A 25,809-nucleotide genomic window follows, 5' to 3' on the forward strand; every position below is an offset into this window, starting at 1 on the left:
GAGTGTGAAGAATTCCCCTCCAATGGAGGGGTGGCAAAAATTCAGAGAATTTTTGACGGGGTGGTACCATTAAAAAAACAAGTAGATATTTCCCCACAAATAATTCTTAAAAACCAAACAAAGTAAAATTTAAATAAAATGGAAAATAGAAAATATATAAAAGTAGGAGTAGCAGGACCGGTAGGTTCAGGGAAAACTGCATTATTGGAAAGATTAAGCAGAAAATTATTCGGAACTTACGATTTGGGCGTAATTACCAATGATATTTATACCAAAGAAGATGCTGAATTTATGGCAAAAAACAGCCTTCTTCCTCACGATAGAATCATCGGGGTAGAAACAGGAGGTTGTCCTCACACCGCCATCCGTGAAGATGCGAGTATGAACCTTGAGGCTGTAGATGAATTGGCAGCACGTTTCCCAGACATTGAGTTGGTCTTAATCGAAAGTGGAGGTGATAACCTTTCAGCGACTTTCAGTCCGGATCTTGCAGACGTTACGATTTTCATTATTGACGTTGCCGAAGGAGAAAAAATTCCGAGAAAAGGAGGTCCCGGTATTACCCGTTCCGATTTGTTGATTATCAATAAAATTGACTTGGCGCCACACGTTGGAGCGAGCCTTGAAGTGATGGAAAGAGATGCGAGAAGAATGAGAAACGGAAATCCTTTCGTATTTACCAACCTGAAAACTGACGAAGGGCTGGATAAAGTAATTGGCTGGATTAAAAAATATGCCCTTTTAGAAGAAATTGAAGAACCGAATTTGGTAAGATAAATGAATAGCCGTTTAAATATAATTGCAGGATTCAAGGGCGGAAAGTCTTATGTAAAAGACCTTTATGTTTCGCTTCCATTCCGCGTAGTTTCCGTGGGGCAGCGTAAAGACGATAATAAATTGTATCAAATGGTCATGAGTTCTTCGCCCGGAATTCTGGACGGAGACCATTACCAATTGGAGGTGAGCCTTGAACAAGGAGCTTCATTGCAATTGCAGTCGCAGTCGTACCAAAGGCTTTTCAATATGAAAGATAAAGCCGTTCAGGAGCTGAATGTGTTGATGGAAGATGATACGTCTTTTGCCTACGTTCCACATCCTGTGGTTCCGCATGAAGATTCCAATTTTAAAAGTCAGGCAAAAATCAATATCGGGAAAAACAGCCAGTTGATTATCAGTGAGATTATTACGTGTGGCAGAAAGCATTACGGAGAAGTTTTTAAATTAAAGCGTTTCCAGAACCTGATGGAGATTTACCACGAAAATAAATTGGTGATCAAAGATAATGTACTGATTCAACCAGATTTAATCCCGATTAACAGTATCGGAAACCTCGAACAGTACACGCATCAGGGAACATTGATTTTTTACAGTACCAAAAATGATGTTCATAAAGACCAGTTAATTGAAACTGTCGTTGAAGATTCAGAAAGAGTCAAAGGAGAAATGGAAATCGGCGTTTCAGCAATGGAAAATAACGGGTTTGTAGTGCGTGCTTTAGGACATGGAGGTGAAGTGATGTATAATTTTTTCCTGCATATTCAGGACATTCTTTGGGATTTGGATAAAAAGAATGTTGAGGATTGTGTTAAGTTTTAGTGAGCATCAAAAAGCCTTGACAAGGCTGGAAATAAAATATAAATAAAAAATGGATAGTACAGTTTGGGCACTTTTACTGAGTGCTGTTTCAATAAGCTTTATACATACCGCTTCGGGTCCCGATCATTATTTACCTTTCATTGTGATTTCAAAATCAAAAAAATGGAGTGGTATGAAAACGGCGATTTTAACAGTCGTTTGCGGATTTGGACACGTTTTCAGTTCTTTAATTCTTGGCTTCATTGGCGTTTTTCTCGGTTGGCAATTGAATAAAATTTCGTGGTTTCAGGATTTGAGAGGCAATTTCTCAGGTTGGGCATTGTTGATTTTCGGAGGTGTTTATTTAATTTACGGAATCATTCAGGCAGTTCGAAACAAACCTCACAAACATTTTGATGTGATGGGTGATGATGTTTACGTGTATGAGCACAATCACAGCGAAGTTGTAATGCCGCAAAAAAGAATAAAAGTAACACCGTTGGTACTGTTCATGATTTTTGTGATGGGACCGAGTGAACCGTTGATTCCGTTGCTGTTTTATTCGGGAGTAAAGCATTCTATGTCAGAAATTGCTGTTTTGGTGACTTCATTTACGGTAACTACGGTTTTAACGATGCTCGGAATGGTCCTTTTAGGACGTTACGGATATTCAACATTATTCAACACCGAAAAACTGGAGCGGTATATGGGAATGGTAAGCGGTGCCGTTGTTACGGTTTGTGGTATCGGGATGGTATTCCTCGGCTGGTAAAATCATAAATGATAATTGATCAATGATAAAAGTGAACTTCAATCAATTATTGATAATCATTTATCAATTATAAAAAATAAATTCTATGGACAAATTTTTTCAAAAAATACCTTTTATCGACAATGTTTTAAAAGGAGTCGGGCAAATCATGCTTCAGGAGAACCGATGGACGGGGCTTTTATTCATCATCGGAATCTTTTTGGGAAGTTGGCAGTGTGGAGTAGCCGTTATTCTTGCAACAGCGGCGGGAACTTTCACCGCAATGAAGCTGAAATATGACCAATCCGAAATCAATGCAGGATTATACGGTTTCAGTGCGGCTTTGGTTGGAGTTGCATTGGCATTTATCTTCCAGGCGACACCGCTTATTTGGGTACTGATTATTTTAGGTGGAGCATTGGCGAGTATTATTCAGCATTTTTTTATTCAGAAGAAAATTCCGGTATTTACATTTCCTTTTATCATAATTGCATGGGTATTGGTATTTTTGCTGCACCAATTTACTCATATTTTACCATCAGATCTTATCAGTGCTGAAGTGACTTCTACTAAATATGATGACTTTCTTACATGTACTAATGGTTTTGGAGAAGTGATTTTTCAGGGAGGTGTATTATGTGGATTGATTTTCTTTTTGGCAGTATTCATCAGCTCACCAATAGCGGCATTATACGGGCTTGTAGCATCTATTTTAGGTGCAGGTTTATCTCAATGGAACGGAGAACCTATTCAGGAAATCCACATGGGATTATTCGGTTTCAATGCGGTACTTTCTGCCATTGTATTTTCAGGTACGAAAAAAACAGACGGATTGTGGGTACTTATTGCAGTTGTTTTAACAATTATTATTGATGATTTTTTAATAGATAATAATTTACTGAGTGCTGTTGGAGGAGTATTTACATTTCCATTCGTTGCCGGAACATGGATTACATTGCTTTTGAAAAAGTTTTTGATTAAAACAAATAATAATGCTTAAAGTTGATCGGTACACTTTACACTGAAAAAATGTATGAAATTTAGAAAATAATGAAGAGAACGAAGATTCTGGCAGCTTTTCTTGCTTTGACAATCGGAGGATTGATACAGGCACAGGAAGTGATTACAGAGAAAAAAATGGTCGTAAAAGATGTGGATGAAAAATATCCTATCAGAGATGTTTTGGTGAAGTATAATCATGGAGAAGACCATACGCATTCGGGAGAGAACGGTTCTTTTGTGGTAGGAATAAAATCTTATCCCGACACCTTAACGATCAGCCACAACGGATATGATGAAGTAAAATTAATAGTAAACAGTGCTGAAGATAAAAACAATCTTGTCCTGTTACAGCATAAACCACAGCAAATTTCAGAGGTGGCAATTAGCCATAATTCATTTTTAACGGCAATTACAAAAGTTGATTTGAATAAATTTCCGGTAAATTCCGCACAGGATTTATTGAGAAAAGTTCCGGGATTGTTTATTGCTCAACATGCAGGAGGCGGAAAAGCAGAACAACTTTTGTTAAGAGGTTTCGATGCCGACCACGGAACAGATGTCAGTGTAAATGTTGATGGAATGCCTGTAAACGTAGTTTCTCATGCACATGGGCAAGGATATTCCGATTTGCATTTCGTGATTCCTGAAACGGTAAATAATATCGATTTCGGAAAAGGTGCTTATTATATGGATCGCGGGGATTTCAATACGGCGGGTTATGTGGATTTCAAAACCTACGACCGACTGAATAACAGCATGGTAAAGCTAGAAGGAGGTTCTTTTAATTCAAAAAGGGTATTGGGAATGTTCAATATTCTGAATGATACTTCAGGAAGAAAAAATGCGTATCTGGCAGCCGAATACAATTATACAGACGGACCGTTTGACGTAAAACAGAACTTTAATCGTGTTAATATTTTCGGAAAGTACAATCAGTGGATTACGGACAACGATTATTTTAATATCCAGTTCTCTACTTTCAATTCTTCATGGAATGCTTCGGGGCAAATCCCGGAACGTGCCGTGGATGAAGGAATCATCAGCCGTTGGGGAAGTATAGATCCTACTGAAGGTGGAAAAACTTCCAGAACGAATCTTCAGATGAATTTTAAACATATTATTTCATCTTCTGAACAGATTGATGCGATGGCTTTTTATTCAAAATATAATTTCAATCTATATTCGGATTTTACTTTTTATTTAAAAGATAAAGACCACGGCGACGAAATTCAGCAAACCGACGGTAGAAATATCTACGGAGCAGAGATCAAGTATACGAAGAATTTTTCCTTGGGAAATGGTACACTGGACTGGATTTCAGGAGTAGGTGTGAGAAATGATGATATTGGAACTTTGCAGTTAAATCATGTTTATCATAGGGATTTATTGCTTGATAGAATGTCTGATGTTAACGGAACGGAAACCAATCTTCATGCGTATTCAGGACTGGTTTGGAAAACAGGAAAATGGACAATTAATCCTGCAGTGAGAGTTGATCATTTTATTTTTAATATGCACGATTTGCTGAATCCTGATAATCTGCCTTCCGGACAATCAAAAGAAGCGACAAGACTAAGTCCGAAACTGAACTTTTCTTATACCCAAAATGACAACGTCATGTGGTTCTTAAAAACCGGAATGGGCTTCCATTCCAATGATATGAGAGTGGTTGTCACCAATAAAAACGAAAATACGCTTCCGTATTCTATCGGAGGAGATTTTGGAGTGAGATTGCATCCTTTAAAATCCCTGATTATCACTCCAACCGTTTGGTACATGTATCTACAACAGGAATTTGTGTATGTAGGAGATGATGCTGTGGTAGAGCCTTCCGGGAAATCAAGACGTTTTGGGGCAGATTTGGGAATCCGTTTTCAGCCGTTAGAAAACTTCTACCTAAATGCGGATATTAATTATTCTCACGCAAGATTCATCGAAGAAGAAAAAGGACAGGATTACGTTCCATTATCTCCGATTGTGACGAGCACCGGTTCAGTAAACTGGGACTTTTATCACGGTTTTTCCCTTGGGTTGCAATACCGTTATCTGGGAGAAAGACCCGCTGTAGAAGACAATAGCATTAAAACGAAAGCTTATTTTGTTAATGATTTAATACTGTCTTATAATCGTCAGAAATGGGGTGCGAATATTCAGCTTAATAATCTTTTTAATGTAAAATGGAACGAAGCACAGTTTGCCACAGAAACCCAATTAAAAGGGGAGACAGAACCTATTACTGATCTTACTTACACACCGGGAAGCCCGTTGGGAGTAAGAGTAGGAGTGTATTATAAGTTTTAGCATAAGACTTCGGAGGATTTGAAAAAGAGAATCTGTTCTTGCATTTCTGAATTTTCAGATTCTCCGAGCTTTACCTAATATTTTTTATCTAACTTTAATAATTATAAGATCTGATATGGAAGTATTATCCAATTTTCAGTACAAAAAGTTGTTCCTTCCCAATATCACGGAAAAAATATTGGCAAACAATGCAGATATACAGTTGTATCGGCTGGAGAACTATCTTAAAGGAATTCTGATGCCTGTGATTCCGTACCGTACGACCTTTAATTTCATTATTTTTGTTACCAACGGACATATCAAGCAATACCTTGAGAATGAGGAGTATAATGCCGAAAAAGGAGGCGTTATTTTCATTAAGCAGGGAACAATTACTGCGACTTTGGAACTCTCAGATGATATTGAAGGATTCTTTTTGGCATATGAAAATAATGTTTTGTCTGAACAGGAACTTCCAAAACACAAAACCAGCATTTTTTTCATGACTCCTTTCCTGAAATTGGATAGTCTGACTTATGGCACAATTACCCAGCTTCTTCCCATTTTGGAACAGGAATTATGGCTGAATAAACTGAACGTTAATGATGTAGTAGTTACAATGCTGCATTTGATTTTAATTAAAATGTTAAGCACAGATTCCGATTCACATCATAAATCCGCGACTCGTCCTATGGAACTATCGCTTCAGTTCAGGGATTTGTTATTTAAATATCATGTCTGCGAAAAGCGTGTTGCTTATTATGCTGATAAGCTTTCTGTTACGGAAAATTATCTTAATAAATGCGTGAAAAGCGTTACCCAGAAATCTCCAAAACAATGGATTAACGAAATTGATGTAAATTATAGCAAAGCTCTTCTACAGTCTAGTAAAGATATTGCAGAAATAGCTTATGAATTAAACTTCCATACACCTTCTCATTTTACACAACTTTTCAAAAAAATTACCGGAATAACACCCAAGGAATATAGGTTGCAATTTGGAAAAGTGAGAGGTTGATGATATCTGAAGAATATACAAAATTTCGTGAAAAAGATCTTTTTATAATTATTTAAATCAATTAAATTCTTTTTTAACGAGTTTAATAGGTGCCAATTTGGTTGTTTATTATGGATAAATAATGACTTTTAGTAATGATATACTTAAATGTATCAAACAAATTTCAATAATGATTTTAGAGAAGAGAAGAATCATTATCATTTACAGTGTGTGATAATATTCTGAATTTAATCTATTCTTACTACAGGTACATTAAATATGGCAAAAATATATTTTAATATACCTATAATCGATTTGGTTTATTATTATAGAACATTGAGATTTAAGACATAATCTTTTATATATAGTATTATGCGAAAAAAAATATTCTAAGTAAATAAAAATGGCGCCAACTGTCTTTAGTTGGCGCCACTTGGCTGTTTGTGAGCTCGACAGGATTCAAACCTGTAACCTTCTGAGCCGTAATCAGATGCGCTATTCAGTTGCGCCACGAGCCCGTTGTAACCTTGTTGTTTAAAGGTTTGCAAATATAGCACTTTTTTCTTTTCTTTGAAACATGAAACCAAGAATTTTCCTAATATTTGCGATTTGTGCGCTAATCTCTTGTAAAAGAGAACCAAAAATTTCATCCTCACAATGGATATCCATTTCAGAATACGTAAAGTATAATGAAGATGGAGGTGTTTTAAAGCTAAAATCGGGTAATTTTACTTATAATTTTAAGAAAAGTCAGATTCCTTTTAAGAAAGTGATTTTATTGAATGCAAGTATGGCAGGATATATTGCTGAATTGGGAGCAGAAGATGTAATTATCGGAGTTTCCAGCCCGGAATACATTTTTTCTGAGAACATTCAGAAAAAAGTAAAAGAGGGAAGCATTCAAAATGTAGGAAATGAGCAGAAATATGATGTGGAAAAAATTATATCCTTAAAACCGGACGTGATCTTTACCAACCATGTTGCCAGTTTTGATAATACCTATGAGCTGTTGAAGAACAATGGAATTCAGGTGATTTTTCTGGATGATTACAAAGAACAGAAACCACTGGAGAAAACTGCTTACATAAAGCTATTTGGAAAATTATTGGGAATGGATAAAAAAGCAGAAGCTGAATATGCGGAAATAGAGAAGAACTATAATGAACTCAAGCAATTGGCTTTTAATTCGAAAGAAAAACCTTTGGTTTTGGCTAATGAAATGTACGGCGATGTTTGGTATCTTCCGGGAGGAAAAACCTCTGTGGCAAATTATATTTCAGATGCGAATGCTCAATATATCCTTAAAGATAATAACGATGAAAAAGCTGTGACTATGAGCTTTGAACAAGTTTTTTCAACTGCTAAAGAAGTGAAATACTGGGTCAATGCAGGAAATCATATTTCGAAGAAAGAAATGCTCAATATGAATCCGTTTTACAGTAAACTGGATGTTTTCAATAAAGGTTACGTTTATGGAATTGCAGGTCGGGAAAAAGAAAAAGCCAACGATTTCTTTGAAAGCGGTATCGTAAGAGCAGATTGGGTATTGAAAGATTATATTAAAATTTTCCATCCGGAATTATTGCCCAATTATCAACTTACTTACATGAAAGAATTACAATAACTCGATAGATTTATTTATTTTTGTCTCTCTTTTTTAGAACTTATGTGGAAAAAAATTAAACAGATTATTTTTATTATTCTTATCCTGAACGTTTTGTTTATTATTTGGGGACGATTTTTTAATCCACCTATTACGATTACACAAATCGGAGGTCTTTTTGAATATGGAAAACTTCAGAGAGATTACATTTCTTATGATGAAATGGGAGACAAAGTAAAAAAAGCGGTCATTGCATCCGAAGATCAGAAGTTTTTTATGCACGATGGCTTTGATTATTCAGCTATTGAAAAAGCAATGGCACATAATGAAAAAGGGAAAAAAATAAGAGGAGGAAGCACAATTTCTCAGCAGACTGCAAAAAATATTTTTCTCTGGCAGGGAAGAAGCTGGTTCAGAAAAGGACTGGAAGCCGTTTATACTTTTATTATTGAAAAAGCTTGGGGAAAAGATGTTATTTTGGCAAGATATCTTAATTCTATTGAAATGGGACAAGGTGTATTCGGAATAGAGGCCGCTTCAAAATATTACTTCGGAAAATCATCAAAAGACCTTACAATCTCAGAAGCAGCATGGATTGCAGCTGTATTGCCGAATCCAAAAAAATATGATCCGAAAAACCCTTCCCCTTATTTGACCAAGAAGCACAACTGGATCATGAGACAGATGAGAAACGTAAGTCTGAAATAATCGTCTTAAAATTAGGTTAAACTTAATATTTAAACATACGTATCCGCCAGAGTTTTTAAGAAGTTGAAACAAGTTTAGTATCTTTGTACTAATGAAGCTTTTTAATTCCAGTACAAACTTTGAGTCTGTTCTTAAAAAATATTTTTCCTTTAAGAACGAAACCCTTTCTCTAGAACCCTTTGCAGACTTCTTAGAGAGTATAAAAAGGGCAGACTTTACAGACGTACTCAATTTTCTTAAAAGCAATCCTCAGCTAACGGAGCATTTTAAATATTATATTCATAGTATTTTTAAAAACAGACCTTTTAATTTATCGTTAACTGAAGCGAATATTTTATCAGAAAATTCCTTTTTTCCTGAACTTAAAAAACGAGTCTTAAATAAAATCCTTCCACCTGTAGAAAATGAAAATACAGTATGGTATATGATTGATAACGTTAGTTTAAGCCCTCATAAAGATCTTGAATTTTTTCAGAATCTTCCCGAAAATGAAGTGGATGAATTCTTAAAACTTCTTGAAGCTTCAGACTTTATTATCAAACCCTTAGTCAAGAAAGAACTGATCTTTGCAATGAATATCCTTTCCTGGCGTGCAACAGGAATGGCAATGGAAGTTGAGGTCGTAAGAATGGCACCCGAATACAGAAATTTTGATAATCCGTTTTTGGCTTTACAAAATGAATTGGAAGGACTTGCAGAAGAATTTGAAAATAATCCTGAACTACAACTTCATTCCAAAGACAGCCGGTATAAGCAGATCAAAATCTATGTAGAGCAATGTTTGGAATTTGTAACAATTGCCTTTAAAAACTCTGCTAAATATGGGATTTCAGGGAAAATAAATCAGTCTTTGCTGAAAATCCGTCAGCAGACCAACAGAATCTATGAAATTGTTCAGTTATTGGTTATTGATCAGGACGAAGACGTTTTTATCAATTCAAAACAGCTGGTATTTAATATTATAAGATATAAATCTCATAAAAATAATATTTCTGAGCTTGTAAACGACAGCACAAGGCTTATTTCTCACCTTATTACCAATCATACAGCAGAAACAGGAAGTCACTACATCACTTCTTCCCGGAAAGAATATATGAAAATGTTCTATAAAGCCAGTGGAGGAGGGATCATTGTAGGTGCTTTATGTGTGCTGAAAATGCTTTACGGATACTTTCCCGGAAGTGATTTTTTCCATGCTTTCCTATACTCTATGAATTATGCAATGGGATTTGTCATGATTTATCTGATGGGGTTTACATTAGCAACAAAGCAGCCCGCAATGACGGCAGCAACAATGACCAAGGTACTTTCAGAAGAAGGAGGAGGAACAAGAAACAATACAGAATTTGCTCACCTTGTTTCCCAACTGTTCAGAAGTCAGTTTATTGCTTTTGTAGGAAACGTTTTGCTTTCATTTCCGATTGCATTAATTATTATCTATGGACTGGATGTTTTTACCTCCCAGAATATGGCGATAGACAGATCGGATAAATTATTGAAAGATCTCGATCCATTCAAGTCAAAAGCAATTTTACACGCGAGTATTGCCGGATTTTATCTTTTTATTTCAGGGATTATTTCAGGAAATATCGGGAACAATTCTGTCTTTTATCAGATTCCTGAACGTATTGCCAAAAACCTGTCCATCAGAAAACTCTTTGGAAAGAAATTTGCCAAAGGTCTTTCAAAATATTATGCTAAAAATTGGCCGGGAATCGTTTCTAATTTCTGGTTTGGGGTATTTTTAGGCGCTACAGCTCCGGTTGGATTATTCTTAGGATTAGACTTAGATATTCGCCATATTACCTTTGCTGCCGGAAACTTTGCTTTAGGTCTTTATGGAAAAGACTTTTCGGTAGATTCCTATACATTCTGGATTTCGTTTGTGACGGTTTTCCTGATCGGATTCTTTAATTTCTTAGTAAGCTTTACATTGTCAATGTTTTTAGCATTCAGATCAAGAAAACTAAACTTTGGTCAGGTAAGTGAGATATATAAAGAAATCTTCAGATACTTTTTGAAAAATCCGCTGAGATTCTTTATTCCGTTACGTTCAAAATTAGATCAGAAAGCAGATGATTTAAGAAACAGTACGATTACAAAACCTGAAGATCATTAAATTTTTCTTCCCCGAACTGAGCCTGAAATTTTTTCAGAAAAAAACTTTTACGAAGCTGAAAATCATGTTTTAATAAAGGTGAATTGATTTTTATAATCACACAACGGTCTTCAATATTGACGCTTTTTATTTCACTAAAAAGGCTTTCATCAAGGTATTCTTCCAGAAAATCTTTAATTTCAAAAGCAACCAGTTTGCTTTCAAAACCATGAATCCTTGCAAAAGACTTTACAAGTTCTGAGGATTGGTATTCACGTTTTTTCTTCTTCATAAATCAGGTACGGGTTTCGGGTTTTTGAGATTCGGGTTAGGAAAGTTAATTAATTTAGGAATTATTTTCATTCCAGTTTTCTTTCACCCATTTTTTATAATTATTTATTTTTCCTCCTAATAAATCATACTCTTGCTTTAAAATTTCAAAATGAGAAGAAAACTCAGGATATAAGATGATGATTTTATCTAAATGGTTAATAGTTTCATCATTACTGGCGTGGCTGAATGTGAGAAAACGGAAGTAATCATTTTTGTAGCAAGACCTTCCATATCCTTCAACAATATTCGTAATAACAGAATCGGACGACCTCCTTAATTGACTTCCTAATTCATGTAATTCATATTTAGGGAGCAGAAAAGAAGCCTTATGTGTTTTGATAAATAAGTTAAAAGCCATTTTGTAGATGTCTAAATTTTTGTAACTCATTTGTGTATTTATTTACTATTCTTAAATTCTTAATCTAAACTCGCATCTCAAACCTCGAACCTCGTATCTCAATTATTATATCTCAAAAATTATACTTTCTTCATTAATCTTTTTTACCACACTTTCTGTACGTTCTCTATGAGTATCCGTAATGAAAATCTGCCCGAAATTCTCTTGGTTTACCAATTCAATTAATTGAGAAACTCTGTGGTCATCCAGCTTATCAAAAATATCATCTAATAAAAGAATAGGAGTTTTGTTTGTTAATTCCTTTATCAGGCTCATTTGTGCCAGTTTTAGAGAAATTAAAAAGGATTTTTGTTGTCCTTGTGAACCTATTTTCTTGATTAAAATAGAATCCATTTCAAAAAGAAGATCATCTTTATGAATTCCTTTTGAAGTGTAAGTCAGCATTCTGTCTCTTTCCAGGCTTTCCTTTAAAAGGTTTTCAAAAGAATCATTCAGTAAGTGAGATTCATAAATAACAGAAACGGTTTCTTTTCCTCCTGAAATAATCTGATAAAAATTTTGGACAATTGGGTTTAGTTTTTCAACAAACGTTCGTCTTTTTTCAAAAATTTTAGTTCCGAATTTAGAAATCGGATCATCGTAAATTTCCAGCGAATCTTTATCCCAAACACGGTTTTTAGCAAAATATTTTAATAAGGCATTTCTCTGCTGAATCGTTTTTTGATATTGAATTAAATCAAAAAGATATTCAGAATCGGTTTGAGAAATCATCGAATCTAAAAACTTTCTTCTGCTTTCACCGGAATCTGAAATCAAATTAGAATCATAAGGAGAAATCATTACACTCGGCAAATATCCAATATGATCTGCCATTCTATCATAACTTTTGTCATTTTTTTTAATGACTTTTTTGGCTTCTTTAGGCTGAAGGATTTTGATGTTGTCTTCATGGTCTTCACTTTGAATTTCAGCATCGATGGTGAAGAAATCTTCGTCTTTCAGAATATTATTAAGATCGGTGTTTCCCAGAAAACTTTTACCCACAGAAAGATAGTGCAGTGCATCCAGAATATTGGTTTTTCCGGCACCGTTATTTCCCACAAAACAGTTGATTTGTGGAGAAAATTCAAATTTCTTTTCAGAATGGTTTTTGAAATTGTACAGGGAAAGTTTCTTAATAATCATTCGTCAAAAATACTCCATTATTAGTAGAAATAAAAAAGGAAGTGCCGAACAAGTTTCTACTCCGAATGAAAAATAAGCGTCACTTCTCTCATTTTCAGAAAAATAAATAAAAATATAAGAGACCATTCCCGAAAGAAAAAAAGGAATGTAATAATGAGGCGTTAAATATAATATAGATAGAATAACACTTGCGAAAATGAGTATGTAAGCAATATATTTCGTGTTTTGAACACCAACTAACATTGGAAATGTCTGAACAGTATCCCGTTTCATATCCCGAATATCAAAAGGTAAAACCAATGCCGTAATAAAAAATAAGCTTATAAAAAATATGGGAAAATTAAATTCGGGTAAAGTCAGCCAACAGTTAACTAAAGCCCAGACTAAACCCACATAAAATACTTTTAAAAACGGAATTTTACGAATATAAACATCAAGAAAAAAGCTATTATAGAGCAGTCCCAAAACAACAATAACAAACCATTTTACCAACCGTATTTCATTATGGTTATGATAAATCAGAAAGGCACAGATAATACCTGCAATACCGTTTAAAACTAGAATTTTAAAAAAATATTTGGTGTACTGATACTTGGTGTAAAGATAACCGCTGAAATAGGTGATGAAAATTAAAACAACACTCGGCAAACGGAATGTATTTTGCTCTTCCATGAAAAACACTGCAAAAAGAGTTCCCATTAAAGACACATACAATTGACTGTCGATGACGGATTTTTTCAGTATTTTTAAAAGGTTCATTTATCAAAAATAACATTTATGAAAAAAAAATCCAAGATTTTTCTGCTTTTGCTTCTTCTGCTGAACTTTTCTGTTGCTTTTGCCCAGAAATATTATGACGATCAGTGGAAAAAAGTATCTGCCAATTCTCAGAAAGGCATATACAAATCGAGTCTTCCTATCATTTTAGACATACAAAAACAGGCGATGAAAGAAAATAATATTGTACAGCTTATACAGTCTTTAAAAGGAGAATTTACCATAGTGAACCGAACAAATGATGATGAGAAGAACGATTCTGTAAGCAAGCTTTTCAAAAAGCTGCAGGATGTTCAGAAACAATTAAAAGGAGAGGATAAAATCGTATTTGAGGTATTATTGAATAGTTTTCTCATGGAATATTATAATGAACATTCATGGGAAATCGGAAACCGGACAAATATCAATTCTCAGGATACCTCTGAAATTGAAACATGGAGCAAACTGGGTTTTAAAAACTATTTAAATAAAAACTACCAAGAGCTTGATCTGCAAAAAGCGGAAATGAGAAAAATTGCTCTTAAAAAATATGAGAATGTTTTTTCATACAACGATTATATTTCCTATTTCCCGACATTATGGGATTGGTATTCTGTGAAAAAAATAGACTTTCTTTCGAGCAGTGATCTTTTTACGAAAAACGAACTGGCAGTAAATAATACGATTGTTAATGGAATTTATGATGAATTGATTGTTCAGAATACAGGAAATCTCAAATTGTATTTCATGCACAAAAAATTGCAGAATAACTGTGATTTTAATCGTTGTAAAGATAAGTTGGAACAACTTCAAACTCTTTTAAAATCTGAAGTAAGTGGTGATTACAAAGTTTTGATTATTGATGATATTGTTGATGAACTGATCAATAAAAACAAAGAAAAAGAAGCTTTTGAATTCATTAATCAGGCAAAAACCCAATACCCGAAATCTCCTTTTATTGAAAATATTAAAAACAAAGAAAATCAAATTCTGATTCCTTCTTTAAGTATTAAATATGAGTCACAGACACAAAGCAAAAAACCGATTCATTTTGTAGCTGAATACAAAAATGTTTCTGCTTTTTCAATCAATATTTATGAAGTAAAAGAGGATCTGAATTCTTTTTTACAGTATGCAAAAAATTCCTACGGAACTCAATTAAGTAAGATTAAAAAGAGTCTTGTCAGAAAAGAAGTCTATACATTAGATGATCCAAAAGACTTTAAAAACCATAAAACATCCTTAGAAATAAAATCACTTCCTTCCGGACTGTATGTAGCAGAATATGCTGTAACAGGAATAAGTAATAAGGAGAGTGATGATGAGAAAGATTTTTATTTCCTGGTTTCAGATCATAAAATTATTTATCAGACAAGACAGGAGAGAAATCCGTTATCAGATGAATTGAAATTGGTTGATAGCGAGAACGGGCAACCTGTAATAAATGAAAATCTCACTTTTTATGAATTTGTTGCCAATAAAACTTTGAATAAAGTAGAAGGAAAAACGAATGAGAAAGGAGTTTTCAAACTTCCAACGACCACGAATAATGAGTATTACAGAACTTTTCTAATCAGGCAGCCCAAAACAAATGATTTCCAAATGATGGAGGTTTATGGAAATAGATCTGTTGATGTGCCTAATCAAAATAAGCAAACCAAGAGTAGTAAAGCTCAGATTTTTACAGACAGAGCTATTTACAGACCGGGGCAAACCGTTTATTTTAAAGTGATCAATATTCAGCGTGATAAAGAAATTGAATCTGTTATAGCAGGATTACAGCAAAAAATTACCCTTACCGATACAAACGGTCAGGAAGTTTCTTCACAAACATTTACCACCAATGAATTTGGTTCATATCATGGAAGTTTTATCCTTCCAAAAGGTAAACTCAATGGAACGTTTTATATGAAAACTTCTGAAAATGACGGACATTATAATTTCAGGGTAGAAGAATACAAAAGACCAAAGTTTGAAGTTACTTTTGATCCTGTAAAAGAAGAATATAAATACGGACAAACTATTGAGCTGAAAGGAAAAGCAATGATGTTTTCCGGAGTTGCTCTGAGCAATACCACGGTCAATTATGAAATTAAAAAACGCAATATCCGTTGGAAATATTTCAGTTGGTATCCACAACAGAATGATAATGAGAATTCCATTTTAGGAGACGTTAAAACCAATGATAAAGGAGAATTTATCATCAAACTTGATCTTAAAAAAGATGAAAAATTAGACGGAATCCAGATAGATAATTATGAAATCAATGCTTCGGTAACGGATATTAATGGTGAAACTCAAGCCGCAGATACACAATTGAAAGTAGCATCGGTTTCTCATTACATTCAGGCTGAAGAAATTAAAAATACCTTTTCTGATGAGAACGTAAAAGTAAAAGTGGAAACGAAAAACTATAATGAACAGCTGCTTAAAAAATCTTATCAGGTAAAACTTTCAAAGCTGCAATCGCCTGACCGAATTTTTAGAAATAATTTTAAATCTGAAGTTCAGGATTTACCAAAATATTCAAAAGAGGAGTTCATCAGTAAATTCCCGCATGATCTGTTCGATAAAAATGATGAGGCAGAAAATTTCAGAGTCTCTTTTGTTATACTGAATGATAAAACCCGCAACGAAGAATCTCTGGATCTTGGAAAACTGGAAGCTGGAGATTATCTGCTTGAACTCTATAATATTGAAGGTAAAGACACAATAAAAACTACTCAGAACTTCAGTGTTTGGAACAAAAATTCTTTACAGGCCCATCAAAAAACATTTCTTACTGTTTTGAAGGCTAAAAAAGAATTTACAAGAGGAGAAAAAGCTGTTTTGTATGTGTATTCTTCAATTCCGGATGCGTTGGTAAATGTTTTTGTACAAGACGGATCGGGAAAAACAACTTCAGAAGTTCATCAGCTTAAAAACGGGATATTGCAGTTCACTACAGACATTCCAAAAGATAAGAGTGTAGAAACTCTGAATGTGCAGTTTCAGATTGTTGCCTTTAATGATGTTCAGACACAAGCTTTGAATCTTCCAATAAGTGATTCAGACGAAGAAACAATATTAGATATAGAAACCGTCACTTTTAGAGATAAAATTCAACCCAATTCAAAAGAAAAATGGTCTGTGAAGGTGATAGGTAACCATAAAGAGAAAATAAATGCAGAAGTTTTGGCCAATATGTATGATATGTCTTTGGATAAACTTGCAGCCAATAAATTTGACTGGTATTATTTCTATACGCCGACTTCCATTATAACATCTTATGAGATAAGACAATATCTTCGTCAAAAATATTATCAGAAAAGATTAGAATACTTTGATGGAAAACAGGTAGAAGTTCCTGGTTTTGATTGGTTTGACCCTGCTGTATTGTGGACGGGAGGACGTTTATTAGAGACAACTACAGGCTTGGTGAATCAGGAAGGTGTAAAAGCAGCAGTCTATTCAGCTCCGCCACCACCACCAATAGGAGGGGCGAAAAGAAGTGTTGCAATGAAAATGGCAATGAAAGAAGACAAAATTGAAGTGATTCAAAACGTTGTTCCTGAACCGGTGAAAGCTCCAAAAATGGAAACGCCGCCTGTAGAAGCAGATTTGAGTAAAGTTCAGGTCCGTCAAAATCTAAACGAAACTGCTTTCTTCTACCCAGACTTAAAAACAGATTCAGAGGGAAATGTAAGTTTTGAATTCACTTGTCCGGAAGCACTTACAAAATGGAAGCTGATGTTCCTTGCTCATACAAAAGACGCAATAGCAGCGACATTGGAAAAAGAAGTGGTTACGCAGAAGGAATTCTCCGTAACGCCCAACTATCCAAGATTTTTAAGAGAGGGAGATGAACTGAATCTTCAGTCTAAGCTTTCAAATTTAACGAACAAAAAACTCAATGGTTTTGCTCAGTTACAAATTCTTGATGCATTTACCAATGAGGATATTTCAGAAAAATTTGGATTAAGTACTTTGACTGCTGCTTCAGGATATAATAAAGAACAGGCTTTTTCATTAGATGAAAACGGAAATACTGCTTTGACATGGAAGATAAAAGTTCCGAATAATGTTTCTTCGATCATTTTTAAAGTTGTAGCAAAAGCCGGACAATATTCTGACGGAGAACAAAAAGCAGTTGCCATTTTACCGAACAGAATGTTGGTGACAGACGCGCTTCCGATTTTTGTGAAAGAAGGAGAAACGAAAACATTTGAATTGGAAAATCTTAAAAACGCAACTTCAACAACCATTTCCAATGTTTCAAATACCTTAGAACTGACGACCAATCCGATCTGGGAAATCATGTTTGCGCTTCCAAGCCTTAAAAATGATCAGAATAATTCTGCTGATGTGACCTTTAATAAATGGTTTGCCGATGTATTGGCTTCAGAAATTTTTAAAGCAAATCCAAAAATGAAAACCGTTTTTGAAGAATATCAGAACAAAGAATTATTGAATTCAAATCTTGAAAAAAATCAGGAATTGAAGCAATTGTTACTGGAAGAAACACCTTGGGTGCTGGAAAGTAAAAATGAAAGCGAACAAATGCAGAAACTTTCACTTTTATTCGATGTGAATAATATGCGAAATGCGATTCAGGGAGACTGGGATGATTTCAAAAAACTGCAAAATCCGGATGGTGGTTTCTCATGGTATCAAGGGTATCCTAGTTCTTATTCAACATCGTTGTATATTTTAAAAAACTTAGGAAAGATCAATGTCTGGCTTAAAGATAATGCGAAAGATTACCAAAGTCAGGAACAGAAAGAATTGGTTGAGAATTTAATAAAATATATAGATAATGAAATTGGTAAATACTGGGATGCAAAGAAAGATAATGTCTGGAGCAACTGGGCTATAGATTATCTGGATACCAGAAATTACTGGGAAAAACAATATCCACTAAAAGGTAAAGGAGCTACCTTGAAATCATTAGTAAAACAAAAAGCAAAAACTGCAAAGATTACGGATTTCACCTTCTTTGGATTGCATAGAGCGGCTCTGTTGATGAATAGTTATGGTTTAAAAGATGTTTCCAATAAGCTAATGACCTATTTAAAAGAAACTTCTGTAGATTCAAAAACTCAGGGAGTGTATTGGAAACAAAATTTAGATGATTGGGGCTGGTTCAGTTCAAAAGTAGTGAACCAGGCGGGTGCATTGGAAGCTTTCAATACCTTAAAGCCAAACGATCAGAAATTCATTGAAGATATGAAGATCTGGTTAATCACACAAAAAGAAGTAAATTCTTGGGGAAGTTCAAGAGGAACATCAGAAGTGATTTTCACCATCTTGAATTCAGGAAAATCATGGACAGGTGCTGAAAGTGATAAAACAACCATTGTTTGGGGTGGAAAAGAACTGAAACCGGAAACTCAGGCAACAGGATATGTGAAATCTTCTTTAAAAACGGATGTTTTGGATAAAAATCTGGCGACTGTAACTGTAACCAAACCGGGTCCGGGAATTGTTCAGGGAGGATTGTTCTGGCAATATTATGAGGATTTAGATAAGATAAAATCTTCTGAAAATTATATTTCTATTACCAAAGAACTGTACAAAAAAATCAAGACAGTGAATGGGGAAGAATTACAGAAGATCTCACCCGAAACTCCATTAAAAGTAGGAGATAAAGTGACCGTAAGAATGATTCTGAATACAGACCGTGCAATGGAGTTTATTCATATCAAAGATATGAGAGCGGCCGGATTTGAACCTGTAGATGTGCTTTCAGGATATCAGTGGAAAAATAATTTAGGATATTATCAATCTACTAAAGATGCGTCTACAAATTTCTATATTCAATATATGCCGAAAGGGAAATATGTATTCGAATATGATTACGTTGTCAATGCATCCGGAAAATTCTCAAATGGTATTACGACAATGCAGAACTATTATGCACCGCAGATGAATAGTCATACAAAAGGAACCAATGTTCAGATTTTGGAATGATTTTTGGCTTTAAAGAATCAGTAAAAATTAAATACAAAAAATATGAAATTTTCAAAAACAATTATTGCTGGGTTGATCATGTTTGTGGGAGTAAATACTTTTGCTCAGAAGAAAGCTGAAAAGTTTGAGAAATTACAGATTGAAATGTTCCCAAAAGCAAAAGAAGGATTTAAACAAGTCTACATCCAACTTCCTATTGCAAAAAATGAAAGCGACCTAAAAGTTGAATTTTTTGTCGGGGTAGAAAAAATGTTAGACTGTAATAAGCATTTCCTGATGGGAAAAGTGAATAATCAGGATCTTCAAGGTTGGGGGTACAATTATTACGAAGTAGAATCAAAAGGAGAGACAGGTGGAACACTGATGGCTTGTCCGGATCAGAAACTGACTAAAAAATTTGTTTCTCTTCAGCCTGAAACGGTAAGATACAATAGTAAATTGCCACTGGTTTTCTACGTCCCGAAAGATATGGAAGTTCGTTACAGAGTTCTTAGGCCAGATGTAATGAAGAAAGCGGTTCAAAGATAAATGACCAATTATAAAGAAAAATCCCCACAAATTTTTGTGGGGATTTTTTGTGAATAACGGTTAATATTAATTTTATTTAAATTCACTATTTATAGAATTTTATTCTGGGATTTAAGAGTTTTTTGTATTATATTTGTTAGAAACAGGAACTATGAAAAACAATTTATTGATTTTTTTGTTTGGTTTTTTATTATTTCCGGCTTTAGGCTGGTCGCAGTCTGCTCCGGATTTCAGAGAGCTTTTAGACAGTGCAATGATTCGGGATTCCGATCTCAAAATGCAAATTACCCAAAACAAACTTACGGACCTTGATGAGCATAAACTGAAAGATATTTTTCTCCCTACTCTGGAAATGAGCGGGCAAGCTGGTTATCTCAATGCAACGGTTCGGTTGACCTCTCCGGAAATTAATCTTGCTCCGTTTATCCAGATTCCAAAAGGGTATTTTAATAACAATTTGAATATTTCAGGGTTTTCTGGAATTGCTAAAGCCGATGCGAAAATGTTGGTGTATTCAGGCGGAAAAGTAAAATACCTGAAAAAAGCGATTGAGGAAAAGAAAATATCCGAAGATATATTACTTACCAAAACCAAAGATGAGGTGGTGGCCAATGTTTCAAGAGCATACGACCAGTTAGCCTTAATTCATCAGTCTAAAAAAGTCTTGGATGAAAGCAAAAAAAGACTGGATATTAACAGGAAAACTGCGGATAAAGCTCTCGGTTATGGTTTGATCACTCCTTACGATCATAAAAAAATAGAACTTGCCCAAGCCACTTTAAACGCTAAAATTGTTGAATACGAAGGCAAAAAAGAACTTCTTCTTACCCAGCTTTATATTTTTACAGGAATCAATAAAGAACGTTTAAAATTAATTGAACCTGTGCTAGAGCCCGTAGAATTACTGGCTCCGGAAAAAGGGATTGAAGAAAGAGCAGAAATTCAGGCTCTAAATCATGGCATCGTAGCGGCTGATTATAAAATAAAAGCAGAAAGAACCTGGATGATTCCTAAAGTTCAGTTAATGGCTTCAGCCTATTATATTGGTTTGTATGGCAGTAGAATTAAAACTTCCGAAAATATTGTTCCCGCCATCCCGGAAATTGGATATGGAGGTGCAAAATTAGATTGGAGACCAACAAATATTAATATCTTACCACTAATTACTGCCGGAGTTGGCTTTAAATGGGAAGTTTTCGACGGTAAAGAAGGAAAACATGCTGAAGAAACCGCTAAAATAGGAAAAGAAGTTCTTCAGAATCAAAAAGAAGATGCTTTAAAAAAGCTGACCTTAAACTTAGCGAATAATCAGACCAATTATGATATTGCAACCGCTCAGATTACTTTAAAGGCTAAAGAAAAAGAGCTGGCAAAAAATGCACTGACTCAGGCTGAAAAAGAATTCAGATACGGAATGAGCAAATCATCCCAGCTTATAGACGCAGAAAATGATCTGGAAATGGTGGAACTGGAATATCAGAACGCGATTTTCAACCAAAGAAGAGCAGGAATAGAGCTCATGAGATCTACTCAGGAATTGGATATTACTAAACTTTATTAACGAATTAAACTCAAGATGATGCACAAAAATATATCCCTCATATTTACTGCTTTGCTTTTATTAGGAAGCTGCAGCAAAAAAAAAGAACTGAATATTGAAGAAGGCAAAACTAAAAAAGAAGTGATTTCTTTCGCTCCGAAAGTGACCGGGAGAATTTTAAAAATATACGTTACAGAAGGACAGACTGTGAAAAAAGGAGATACACTGGCTTTGTTGGATGTTCCTGAAGTTTCGGCAAAAATCGCTCAGGCTCAAGGCGCGGTAAGTGCGGCAACCGCTCAGGAACAAATGGCTAAAAATGGTGCCACTGCAGATCAGTTAAAACAATTACAGGCAAAATATAAAGGGCTGAAAGAACAGTATGATTTTGCACAAAAGTCCTTTCGCAGAGCATCCAATATGTACCGAGACAGTTTGATGTCGCCTCAGGCTTATGATGAGGTCTATGCCAAAATGCAGGGAGCAAAAGCCCAGTATGATGCTGTAATTGCAGAATTGGATGATGTGAAAAGAGGAACCCGTTTTGAAAAAGTAGAAATGGCAGCAGGACAGGCTTCTCAGGCGAAAGGTGCTTTACAGGAAGCAAATGTAGCCTATTCCGAAAGATATATTATCGCAACCAATGATATGGAAATTGAAACCATCAGTTTAAATACAGGAGAATTGGCAACTGCTGGTTTTGCACTGTTCAATGGATATATTCCCGGAAGTACATTTTTCAGATTTACAGTTCCTGAAAGCCAGATTTCAAAATATAAACAAGGGCAGACTGTGAATATGGAGGTTACTTACAATAAAGAACATCTGGAAGGGAAAATTTTATACATCAAACAATTGACGAGATATGCAGATATTACCACAGCTTATCCGGATTATCAGTTGCAGGATGCTATTTATGAGATTAAAGTAAGGCCAACCGATGTGAAAAAAGCGAAGGATTTGCTGGTCAATTCAAACGTTATCCTGAAATAGATATGAAAGAATTTTTCCGACTTTTAAAACGAGAATTCCGTTTGTTTATCAGGAATTCTACCTTGAGAACCGTTTTCTTTCTGGCTCCGGTTTTCTATGCTACCTTGTTGGGTTTTGTTTATGAAAGCGGGAAAGTAGAAAATACACCTGTTTTGGTTATAGATAGAGACAATACACCTTTATCAAATCAATTAACGGAAATGCTGGAAGACAACAAAAGTATTAAAGTAATCCGGTATTTGCAGGAGCCTTTAAGTATGCAGGATGAAGTCATCAAATATGAAGCTGCAGCGGTTGTCATTATTCCATCAAAATTTGAAGGGGCGATACTTCAGAAAAAATATCCTGAGGTCAACGTGTATGTGAATACAGGGAATGTTCTGACAGCCAATTTTGCCTCCAAAGCTTTACAGCTAACCATTGGGACGTTTTCTGCGGGAGTCTCCATCAAAGCGCTTCAAAAAGCCGGAATGCCCGCAACGAAAGCGGCTACTCAATACGAACCTTTTAAAGCCAATTATATTACCCTTTTCAACACAACAGGAAATTACCTCATTTTTATGTGGCCTGCAATGTTAGCTGTAGTTTTGCAACAGGTGATTCTTTTGGCAATGGCGGTAAGTTTTGCTTCAGAATTCCAGGGCGGAACTTTTGTAAAAGAATACAGCAAAATGAGAAGATGGGCTTTTCCAACGATGCTTATAAAAGTTATTCCGGTTTGGGTTTTCTCGATTCTGATTGTAGGAATGTACTATTTTATGCACATGATCTTTAAAGTTCCCATGCCGCAGGGAATTCTCAATTTTATGCTTATTACAAGCTTTTTTGTAGGATCTGTTTCTTTTCTTGGCGTTCTGGTCAGTGTGCTGATTCCTGATTCACTGAAAGCAACGCAGATCTTAATGGTCATTGCTTCACCCGCATTTATTATCAGTGGTTTTACATGGCCACTAAATGCAATGCCTGCTTTTGTGCAGTTTATTGCGAATATGATTCCTTTAACCCCTTTCTTACAGGCTTTTAAAATTCTCCTGATACAAAAAGGTTCCGTAGAACTTACTTATCCCTATTTACAGCATTTGGGAATCCTTTTAATCGTTTATATGATCTTAGGATGGATTGCACTAAAGATAAAACTCTGGCTGATTTTCAGATTTATAAAACCGGAAAATACAGATAAGAACTCTGTTTCGGAAAATGAGGATCTATAGATCTGATTTTCATAATAATTCATATTTTTTTCGGTGTTAAAATAAGTTTTAAATTATTGTTTATCAATTTGTTGAATGTATTTTTAAAAATAATTTAAAAGCATGAAAAAAAACTGATATATTTGTTTTTCAACAATTACATGAACTATGGAAAACGTATTTGATAGTAAAGATACTCAGAATTACATTGATAGGATTAATAACCTTGTAGAAGACACTCACGGTCTTTGGGGGAGAATGACGGTGGATCAAATGTTAGCGCATTGTAGTGTGTCTTACGAGATGGTTTATGAACCGGAAAAACACAAAAAACCGGGAGCTATTGCAAAGTTCATTCTGAAGAGATTTGTAAAGCCTAAGGTAGTAGGTGAAAAAGCATATCCAAGAGATTCTCCTACGTCACCACAATTTGTTGTTAAAGGAAGGAAGAGTTTTGAAGAGGAAAAGAAAAGACTGATCGGTTTTATCCAGAAAACCCAGCAACTGGGAGCATCTGCTTTCGATGGTAAAGAATCTCATTCTTTCGGTAAACTGTCTTCTCAGGAATGGAACAATATGTTTGCAAAACACCTGAACCATCATTTAGCGCAATTCGGAGTGTAAATAACGCGGTATTTTTTTGAGGACTACCTGAAATTATATTCATCATAATATTTTAAAAATACATGAAAAAAGCTTTATTATTCCTCATCCTTGTTTCCAATTTTTTCTTTGCTCAAATGCCGGATGTTTCATCGGTTTGGCTGAATAACAGCAAACCCTATCTCGGTACGATCGGAAAAGATAAAGAAGTTCTTAAGCTGAAGATCAATATTTCAGAGCAGAACAGGAAAAATGATCAGGAATATTTCGTTTCCGGGTATTCCCTTGTAGATAAAGTATATGCCAAATTTGAAGGGAAGTTTACCATTGCCAAATACAAAGACAACAAAAAAAGCGGAACGGTGTATGGAACTTACGAATTGGCCGAAGAAAACAAAGGAAAACATTCCGGGCTTTTCACAGGTAAGTTTGTGTATACCTTCAAATGGAATAAAACGACCGAAAATATTGAAGATCAATACATTGAGCTGATAGGTGACTGGAAAAGTTATGACGGAAGTTTAAATTTTAAAACCCGATTAAAAAATCAATAACCATGGTAAGACAATTTTTAGCCGTGATCGCTGGAATTATCGTTGGTTCTCTCGGTATCTGGTTGATGGAAAGACTGGGACATTCATTGTATCCCTTTCCTGCAGATCTGAAACCAGACGATATTGAAGGATTCAAAGCTTATGTTGAAAACTTGCCTTTTATGGGCAAATTTATTGTCATTTTGGGATATGCTTTAGGAGCTTTGATTTCAGGATTTGTTGCCACAAAAGTGACCAATAAAAATAATCCTGCCGCCGCAGTTATTTGTGGGATCATCTTTTTGTTCTTAACTATTTATAATATGGTCATGTTGCCGACTCCGGTTTGGTTCTGGATATTGGGGATAGCCGTTTGGGGATTGGTTTTAATAGGATATAAATTAGCTTTAAATAAAAATAAAGAATGAAATTAGGTGCATTTTCAGTAAGCTTAAGTGTGAAAGATCTTCAAAAATCAAAAGAGTTCTATGAAAAACTGGGCTTCAGTTCAATGGGAGGAAGCATGGAACATAACTATCTGATTATGAAAAACGGGGATCATCTGATCGGTCTTTTTCAGGCGATGTTTGATGGGAATATGCTAACCTTTAATCCTGGATGGGATCAGAATGCACAAAATCTGGATGTTTTTGATGATGTCAGAGAAATTCAGAAGCATTTAAAAAGTCAGGGTATTGAACTGAGCAAAGAAGCAGATGAAACGACAGAAGGTCCGGAACACATTTTCCTTAAAGATCCGGATGGAAACATGATTTTAATAGATCAGCACAGATAAAGTAAAACTTTATTCAGATCAGATATTTAAT

At 34.9% G+C, this 25,809-nt stretch carries 22 protein-coding genes and 1 tRNA gene; 18 read left to right on the forward strand and 5 right to left on the reverse strand.

Annotated elements, in window-relative coordinates:
* Positions 1-138: 138 nt before the first annotated feature.
* From ureG to JI747_RS12645, 6 genes are all read left to right on the forward strand, one after another.
* Positions 139-777 (forward strand): urease accessory protein UreG, encoded by a 639-nt coding sequence (gene ureG, locus JI747_RS12620; protein WP_225689214.1) that lies wholly within the window; start codon positions 139-141, stop codon positions 775-777.
* Positions 778-1,596 carry an urease accessory protein UreD gene (locus JI747_RS12625; RefSeq protein WP_225689217.1) on the forward strand — a complete coding sequence of 273 codons (819 nt, stop codon included), beginning with the start codon at positions 778-780 and terminating at the stop codon, positions 1,594-1,596.
* A gap of 49 nt (positions 1,597-1,645) precedes the next feature.
* Positions 1,646-2,347: a hypothetical protein gene (locus JI747_RS12630; RefSeq protein ID WP_225689219.1), complete on the forward strand. Its 702-nt coding sequence runs from the start codon at positions 1,646-1,648 to the stop codon at positions 2,345-2,347.
* 85 nt (positions 2,348-2,432) lie between these two features.
* Positions 2,433-3,326, forward strand: a complete 894-nt coding sequence (locus tag JI747_RS12635; protein ID WP_225689221.1) for an urea transporter — start codon at positions 2,433-2,435, stop codon at positions 3,324-3,326.
* 50 nt (positions 3,327-3,376) lie between these two features.
* On the forward strand, positions 3,377-5,629 hold the full coding sequence (locus JI747_RS12640; protein ID WP_225689222.1) for a TonB-dependent receptor: 2,253 nt from the start codon (positions 3,377-3,379) through the stop codon (positions 5,627-5,629).
* A 115-nt stretch (positions 5,630-5,744) separates the two neighbouring features.
* Complete coding sequence (locus tag JI747_RS12645) at positions 5,745-6,626, forward strand: helix-turn-helix domain-containing protein (RefSeq protein WP_225689223.1); 882 nt, start codon at positions 5,745-5,747, stop codon at positions 6,624-6,626.
* Positions 6,627-7,049: 423 nt separating this feature from the next.
* On the opposite strand, the gene JI747_RS12650 is transcribed toward JI747_RS12645, so the two are convergent.
* Positions 7,050-7,123, reverse strand: a tRNA-Arg gene (locus JI747_RS12650).
* 59 nt (positions 7,124-7,182) lie between these two features.
* Here JI747_RS12650 and JI747_RS12655 point away from each other — a divergent pair.
* The 3 genes from JI747_RS12655 to JI747_RS12665 all read left to right on the forward strand — a co-directional run bounded on the left by JI747_RS12655 (position 7,183) and on the right by JI747_RS12665 (position 11,035).
* Positions 7,183-8,229, forward strand: coding sequence for an ABC transporter substrate-binding protein (locus JI747_RS12655; RefSeq protein ID WP_225689226.1), 1,047 nt, complete (start codon positions 7,183-7,185; stop codon positions 8,227-8,229).
* A 42-nt stretch (positions 8,230-8,271) separates the two neighbouring features.
* A complete protein-coding gene (gene mtgA, locus JI747_RS12660) occupies positions 8,272-8,916 on the forward strand; it encodes a monofunctional biosynthetic peptidoglycan transglycosylase (protein ID WP_225689228.1) in 645 nt (214 codons plus the stop codon).
* A 91-nt stretch (positions 8,917-9,007) separates the two neighbouring features.
* Entirely contained in the window at positions 9,008-11,035 is a 2,028-nt protein-coding gene (locus JI747_RS12665) for a site-specific recombinase (RefSeq protein WP_225689230.1), read from the forward strand.
* Here JI747_RS12665 and JI747_RS12670 read toward each other — a convergent pair.
* The 4 genes from JI747_RS12670 to JI747_RS12685 all read right to left on the reverse strand — a co-directional run bounded on the left by JI747_RS12670 (position 11,013) and on the right by JI747_RS12685 (position 13,649).
* A complete protein-coding gene (locus JI747_RS12670) occupies positions 11,013-11,306 on the reverse strand; it encodes a hypothetical protein (protein ID WP_225689232.1) in 294 nt (97 codons plus the stop codon). The genes JI747_RS12665 and JI747_RS12670 overlap by 23 nt on opposite strands.
* 54 nt (positions 11,307-11,360) lie before the next feature.
* Entirely contained in the window at positions 11,361-11,735 is a 375-nt protein-coding gene (locus JI747_RS12675; RefSeq protein WP_225689234.1) for a four helix bundle protein, read from the reverse strand.
* Between the two features lie 75 nt (positions 11,736-11,810).
* Positions 11,811-12,890 (reverse strand): DNA replication/repair protein RecF, encoded by a 1,080-nt coding sequence (gene recF, locus JI747_RS12680; protein ID WP_225689236.1) that lies wholly within the window; start codon positions 12,888-12,890, stop codon positions 11,811-11,813.
* 3 nt (positions 12,891-12,893) lie between these two features.
* A complete protein-coding gene (locus JI747_RS12685) occupies positions 12,894-13,649 on the reverse strand; it encodes a UbiA prenyltransferase family protein (protein WP_225689238.1) in 756 nt (251 codons plus the stop codon).
* A gap of 18 nt (positions 13,650-13,667) precedes the next feature.
* Between JI747_RS12685 and JI747_RS12690 the strand changes: the two genes are divergently transcribed.
* The 9 genes from JI747_RS12690 (at position 13,668) to JI747_RS12730 (ending at position 25,778) form a co-directional block, all read left to right on the forward strand.
* Positions 13,668-19,595: an alpha-2-macroglobulin family protein gene (locus JI747_RS12690; RefSeq protein ID WP_225689240.1), complete on the forward strand. Its 5,928-nt coding sequence runs from the start codon at positions 13,668-13,670 to the stop codon at positions 19,593-19,595.
* A gap of 42 nt (positions 19,596-19,637) precedes the next feature.
* A complete protein-coding gene (locus JI747_RS12695; protein ID WP_225689242.1) occupies positions 19,638-20,123 on the forward strand; it encodes an ecotin in 486 nt (161 codons plus the stop codon).
* Between the two features lie 151 nt (positions 20,124-20,274).
* On the forward strand, positions 20,275-21,684 hold the full coding sequence (locus JI747_RS12700; protein ID WP_225689244.1) for a TolC family protein: 1,410 nt from the start codon (positions 20,275-20,277) through the stop codon (positions 21,682-21,684).
* An 18-nt stretch (positions 21,685-21,702) separates the two neighbouring features.
* A complete protein-coding gene (locus JI747_RS12705) occupies positions 21,703-22,656 on the forward strand; it encodes an HlyD family secretion protein (protein ID WP_225689246.1) in 954 nt (317 codons plus the stop codon).
* A 2-nt stretch (positions 22,657-22,658) separates the two neighbouring features.
* Positions 22,659-23,867 (forward strand): ABC transporter permease, encoded by a 1,209-nt coding sequence (locus JI747_RS12710; RefSeq protein ID WP_225689248.1) that lies wholly within the window; start codon positions 22,659-22,661, stop codon positions 23,865-23,867.
* A 147-nt stretch (positions 23,868-24,014) separates the two neighbouring features.
* Entirely contained in the window at positions 24,015-24,470 is a 456-nt protein-coding gene (locus JI747_RS12715) for a DUF1569 domain-containing protein (protein ID WP_225689250.1), read from the forward strand.
* Between the two features lie 62 nt (positions 24,471-24,532).
* The gene (locus tag JI747_RS12720) at positions 24,533-25,003 is read left to right on the forward strand and encodes a hypothetical protein (RefSeq protein ID WP_225689252.1); all 471 of its coding nucleotides are present in this window, start codon (positions 24,533-24,535) and stop codon (positions 25,001-25,003) included.
* Positions 25,004-25,005: 2 nt separating this feature from the next.
* Positions 25,006-25,410, forward strand: a complete 405-nt coding sequence (locus tag JI747_RS12725; RefSeq protein ID WP_225689254.1) for an alpha/beta hydrolase family protein — start codon at positions 25,006-25,008, stop codon at positions 25,408-25,410.
* Positions 25,407-25,778 (forward strand): VOC family protein, encoded by a 372-nt coding sequence (locus JI747_RS12730; protein WP_225689256.1) that lies wholly within the window; start codon positions 25,407-25,409, stop codon positions 25,776-25,778. The genes JI747_RS12725 and JI747_RS12730 overlap by 4 nt, the downstream gene beginning before the upstream one ends.
* Positions 25,779-25,809 lie beyond the last annotated feature (31 nt).

Origin of the sequence: Chryseobacterium tagetis (assembly GCF_016735585.2) — a bacterium.
Lineage (GTDB): Bacteria > Bacteroidota > Bacteroidia > Flavobacteriales > Weeksellaceae > Chryseobacterium > Chryseobacterium tagetis.

What these genes read in the sequence shown, in the direction of transcription:
- JI747_RS12665 (WP_225689230.1), top strand. Translation starts at nt 9,008, where the DNA reads ATGAAGCTTTTTAATTCCAGTACAAACTTTGAGTCTGTTCTTAAAAAA.
- JI747_RS12705 (WP_225689246.1), top strand. Translation starts at nt 21,703, where the DNA reads ATGCACAAAAATATATCCCTCATATTTACTGCTTTGCTTTTATTAGGA.
- JI747_RS12655 (WP_225689226.1), top strand. Translation starts at nt 7,183, where the DNA reads ATGAAACCAAGAATTTTCCTAATATTTGCGATTTGTGCGCTAATCTCT.
- JI747_RS12670 (WP_225689232.1), bottom strand. Translation starts at nt 11,306, where the DNA reads ATGAAGAAGAAAAAACGTGAATACCAATCCTCAGAACTTGTAAAGTCT.
- recF (WP_225689236.1), bottom strand. Translation starts at nt 12,890, where the DNA reads ATGATTATTAAGAAACTTTCCCTGTACAATTTCAAAAACCATTCTGAA.
- JI747_RS12630 (WP_225689219.1), top strand. Translation starts at nt 1,646, where the DNA reads ATGGATAGTACAGTTTGGGCACTTTTACTGAGTGCTGTTTCAATAAGC.
- JI747_RS12625 (WP_225689217.1), top strand. Translation starts at nt 778, where the DNA reads ATGAATAGCCGTTTAAATATAATTGCAGGATTCAAGGGCGGAAAGTCT.
- JI747_RS12715 (WP_225689250.1), top strand. Translation starts at nt 24,015, where the DNA reads ATGGAAAACGTATTTGATAGTAAAGATACTCAGAATTACATTGATAGG.
- JI747_RS12690 (WP_225689240.1), top strand. Translation starts at nt 13,668, where the DNA reads ATGAAAAAAAAATCCAAGATTTTTCTGCTTTTGCTTCTTCTGCTGAAC.
- JI747_RS12675 (WP_225689234.1), bottom strand. Translation starts at nt 11,735, where the DNA reads ATGAGTTACAAAAATTTAGACATCTACAAAATGGCTTTTAACTTATTT.
- JI747_RS12685 (WP_225689238.1), bottom strand. Translation starts at nt 13,649, where the DNA reads ATGAACCTTTTAAAAATACTGAAAAAATCCGTCATCGACAGTCAATTG.
- JI747_RS12695 (WP_225689242.1), top strand. Translation starts at nt 19,638, where the DNA reads ATGAAATTTTCAAAAACAATTATTGCTGGGTTGATCATGTTTGTGGGA.
- JI747_RS12730 (WP_225689256.1), top strand. Translation starts at nt 25,407, where the DNA reads ATGAAATTAGGTGCATTTTCAGTAAGCTTAAGTGTGAAAGATCTTCAA.
- ureG (WP_225689214.1), top strand. Translation starts at nt 139, where the DNA reads ATGGAAAATAGAAAATATATAAAAGTAGGAGTAGCAGGACCGGTAGGT.
- JI747_RS12720 (WP_225689252.1), top strand. Translation starts at nt 24,533, where the DNA reads ATGAAAAAAGCTTTATTATTCCTCATCCTTGTTTCCAATTTTTTCTTT.
- JI747_RS12725 (WP_225689254.1), top strand. Translation starts at nt 25,006, where the DNA reads ATGGTAAGACAATTTTTAGCCGTGATCGCTGGAATTATCGTTGGTTCT.
- JI747_RS12645 (WP_225689223.1), top strand. Translation starts at nt 5,745, where the DNA reads ATGGAAGTATTATCCAATTTTCAGTACAAAAAGTTGTTCCTTCCCAAT.
- JI747_RS12640 (WP_225689222.1), top strand. Translation starts at nt 3,377, where the DNA reads ATGAAGAGAACGAAGATTCTGGCAGCTTTTCTTGCTTTGACAATCGGA.
- JI747_RS12710 (WP_225689248.1), top strand. Translation starts at nt 22,659, where the DNA reads ATGAAAGAATTTTTCCGACTTTTAAAACGAGAATTCCGTTTGTTTATC.
- JI747_RS12635 (WP_225689221.1), top strand. Translation starts at nt 2,433, where the DNA reads ATGGACAAATTTTTTCAAAAAATACCTTTTATCGACAATGTTTTAAAA.
- JI747_RS12700 (WP_225689244.1), top strand. Translation starts at nt 20,275, where the DNA reads ATGAAAAACAATTTATTGATTTTTTTGTTTGGTTTTTTATTATTTCCG.
- mtgA (WP_225689228.1), top strand. Translation starts at nt 8,272, where the DNA reads ATGTGGAAAAAAATTAAACAGATTATTTTTATTATTCTTATCCTGAAC.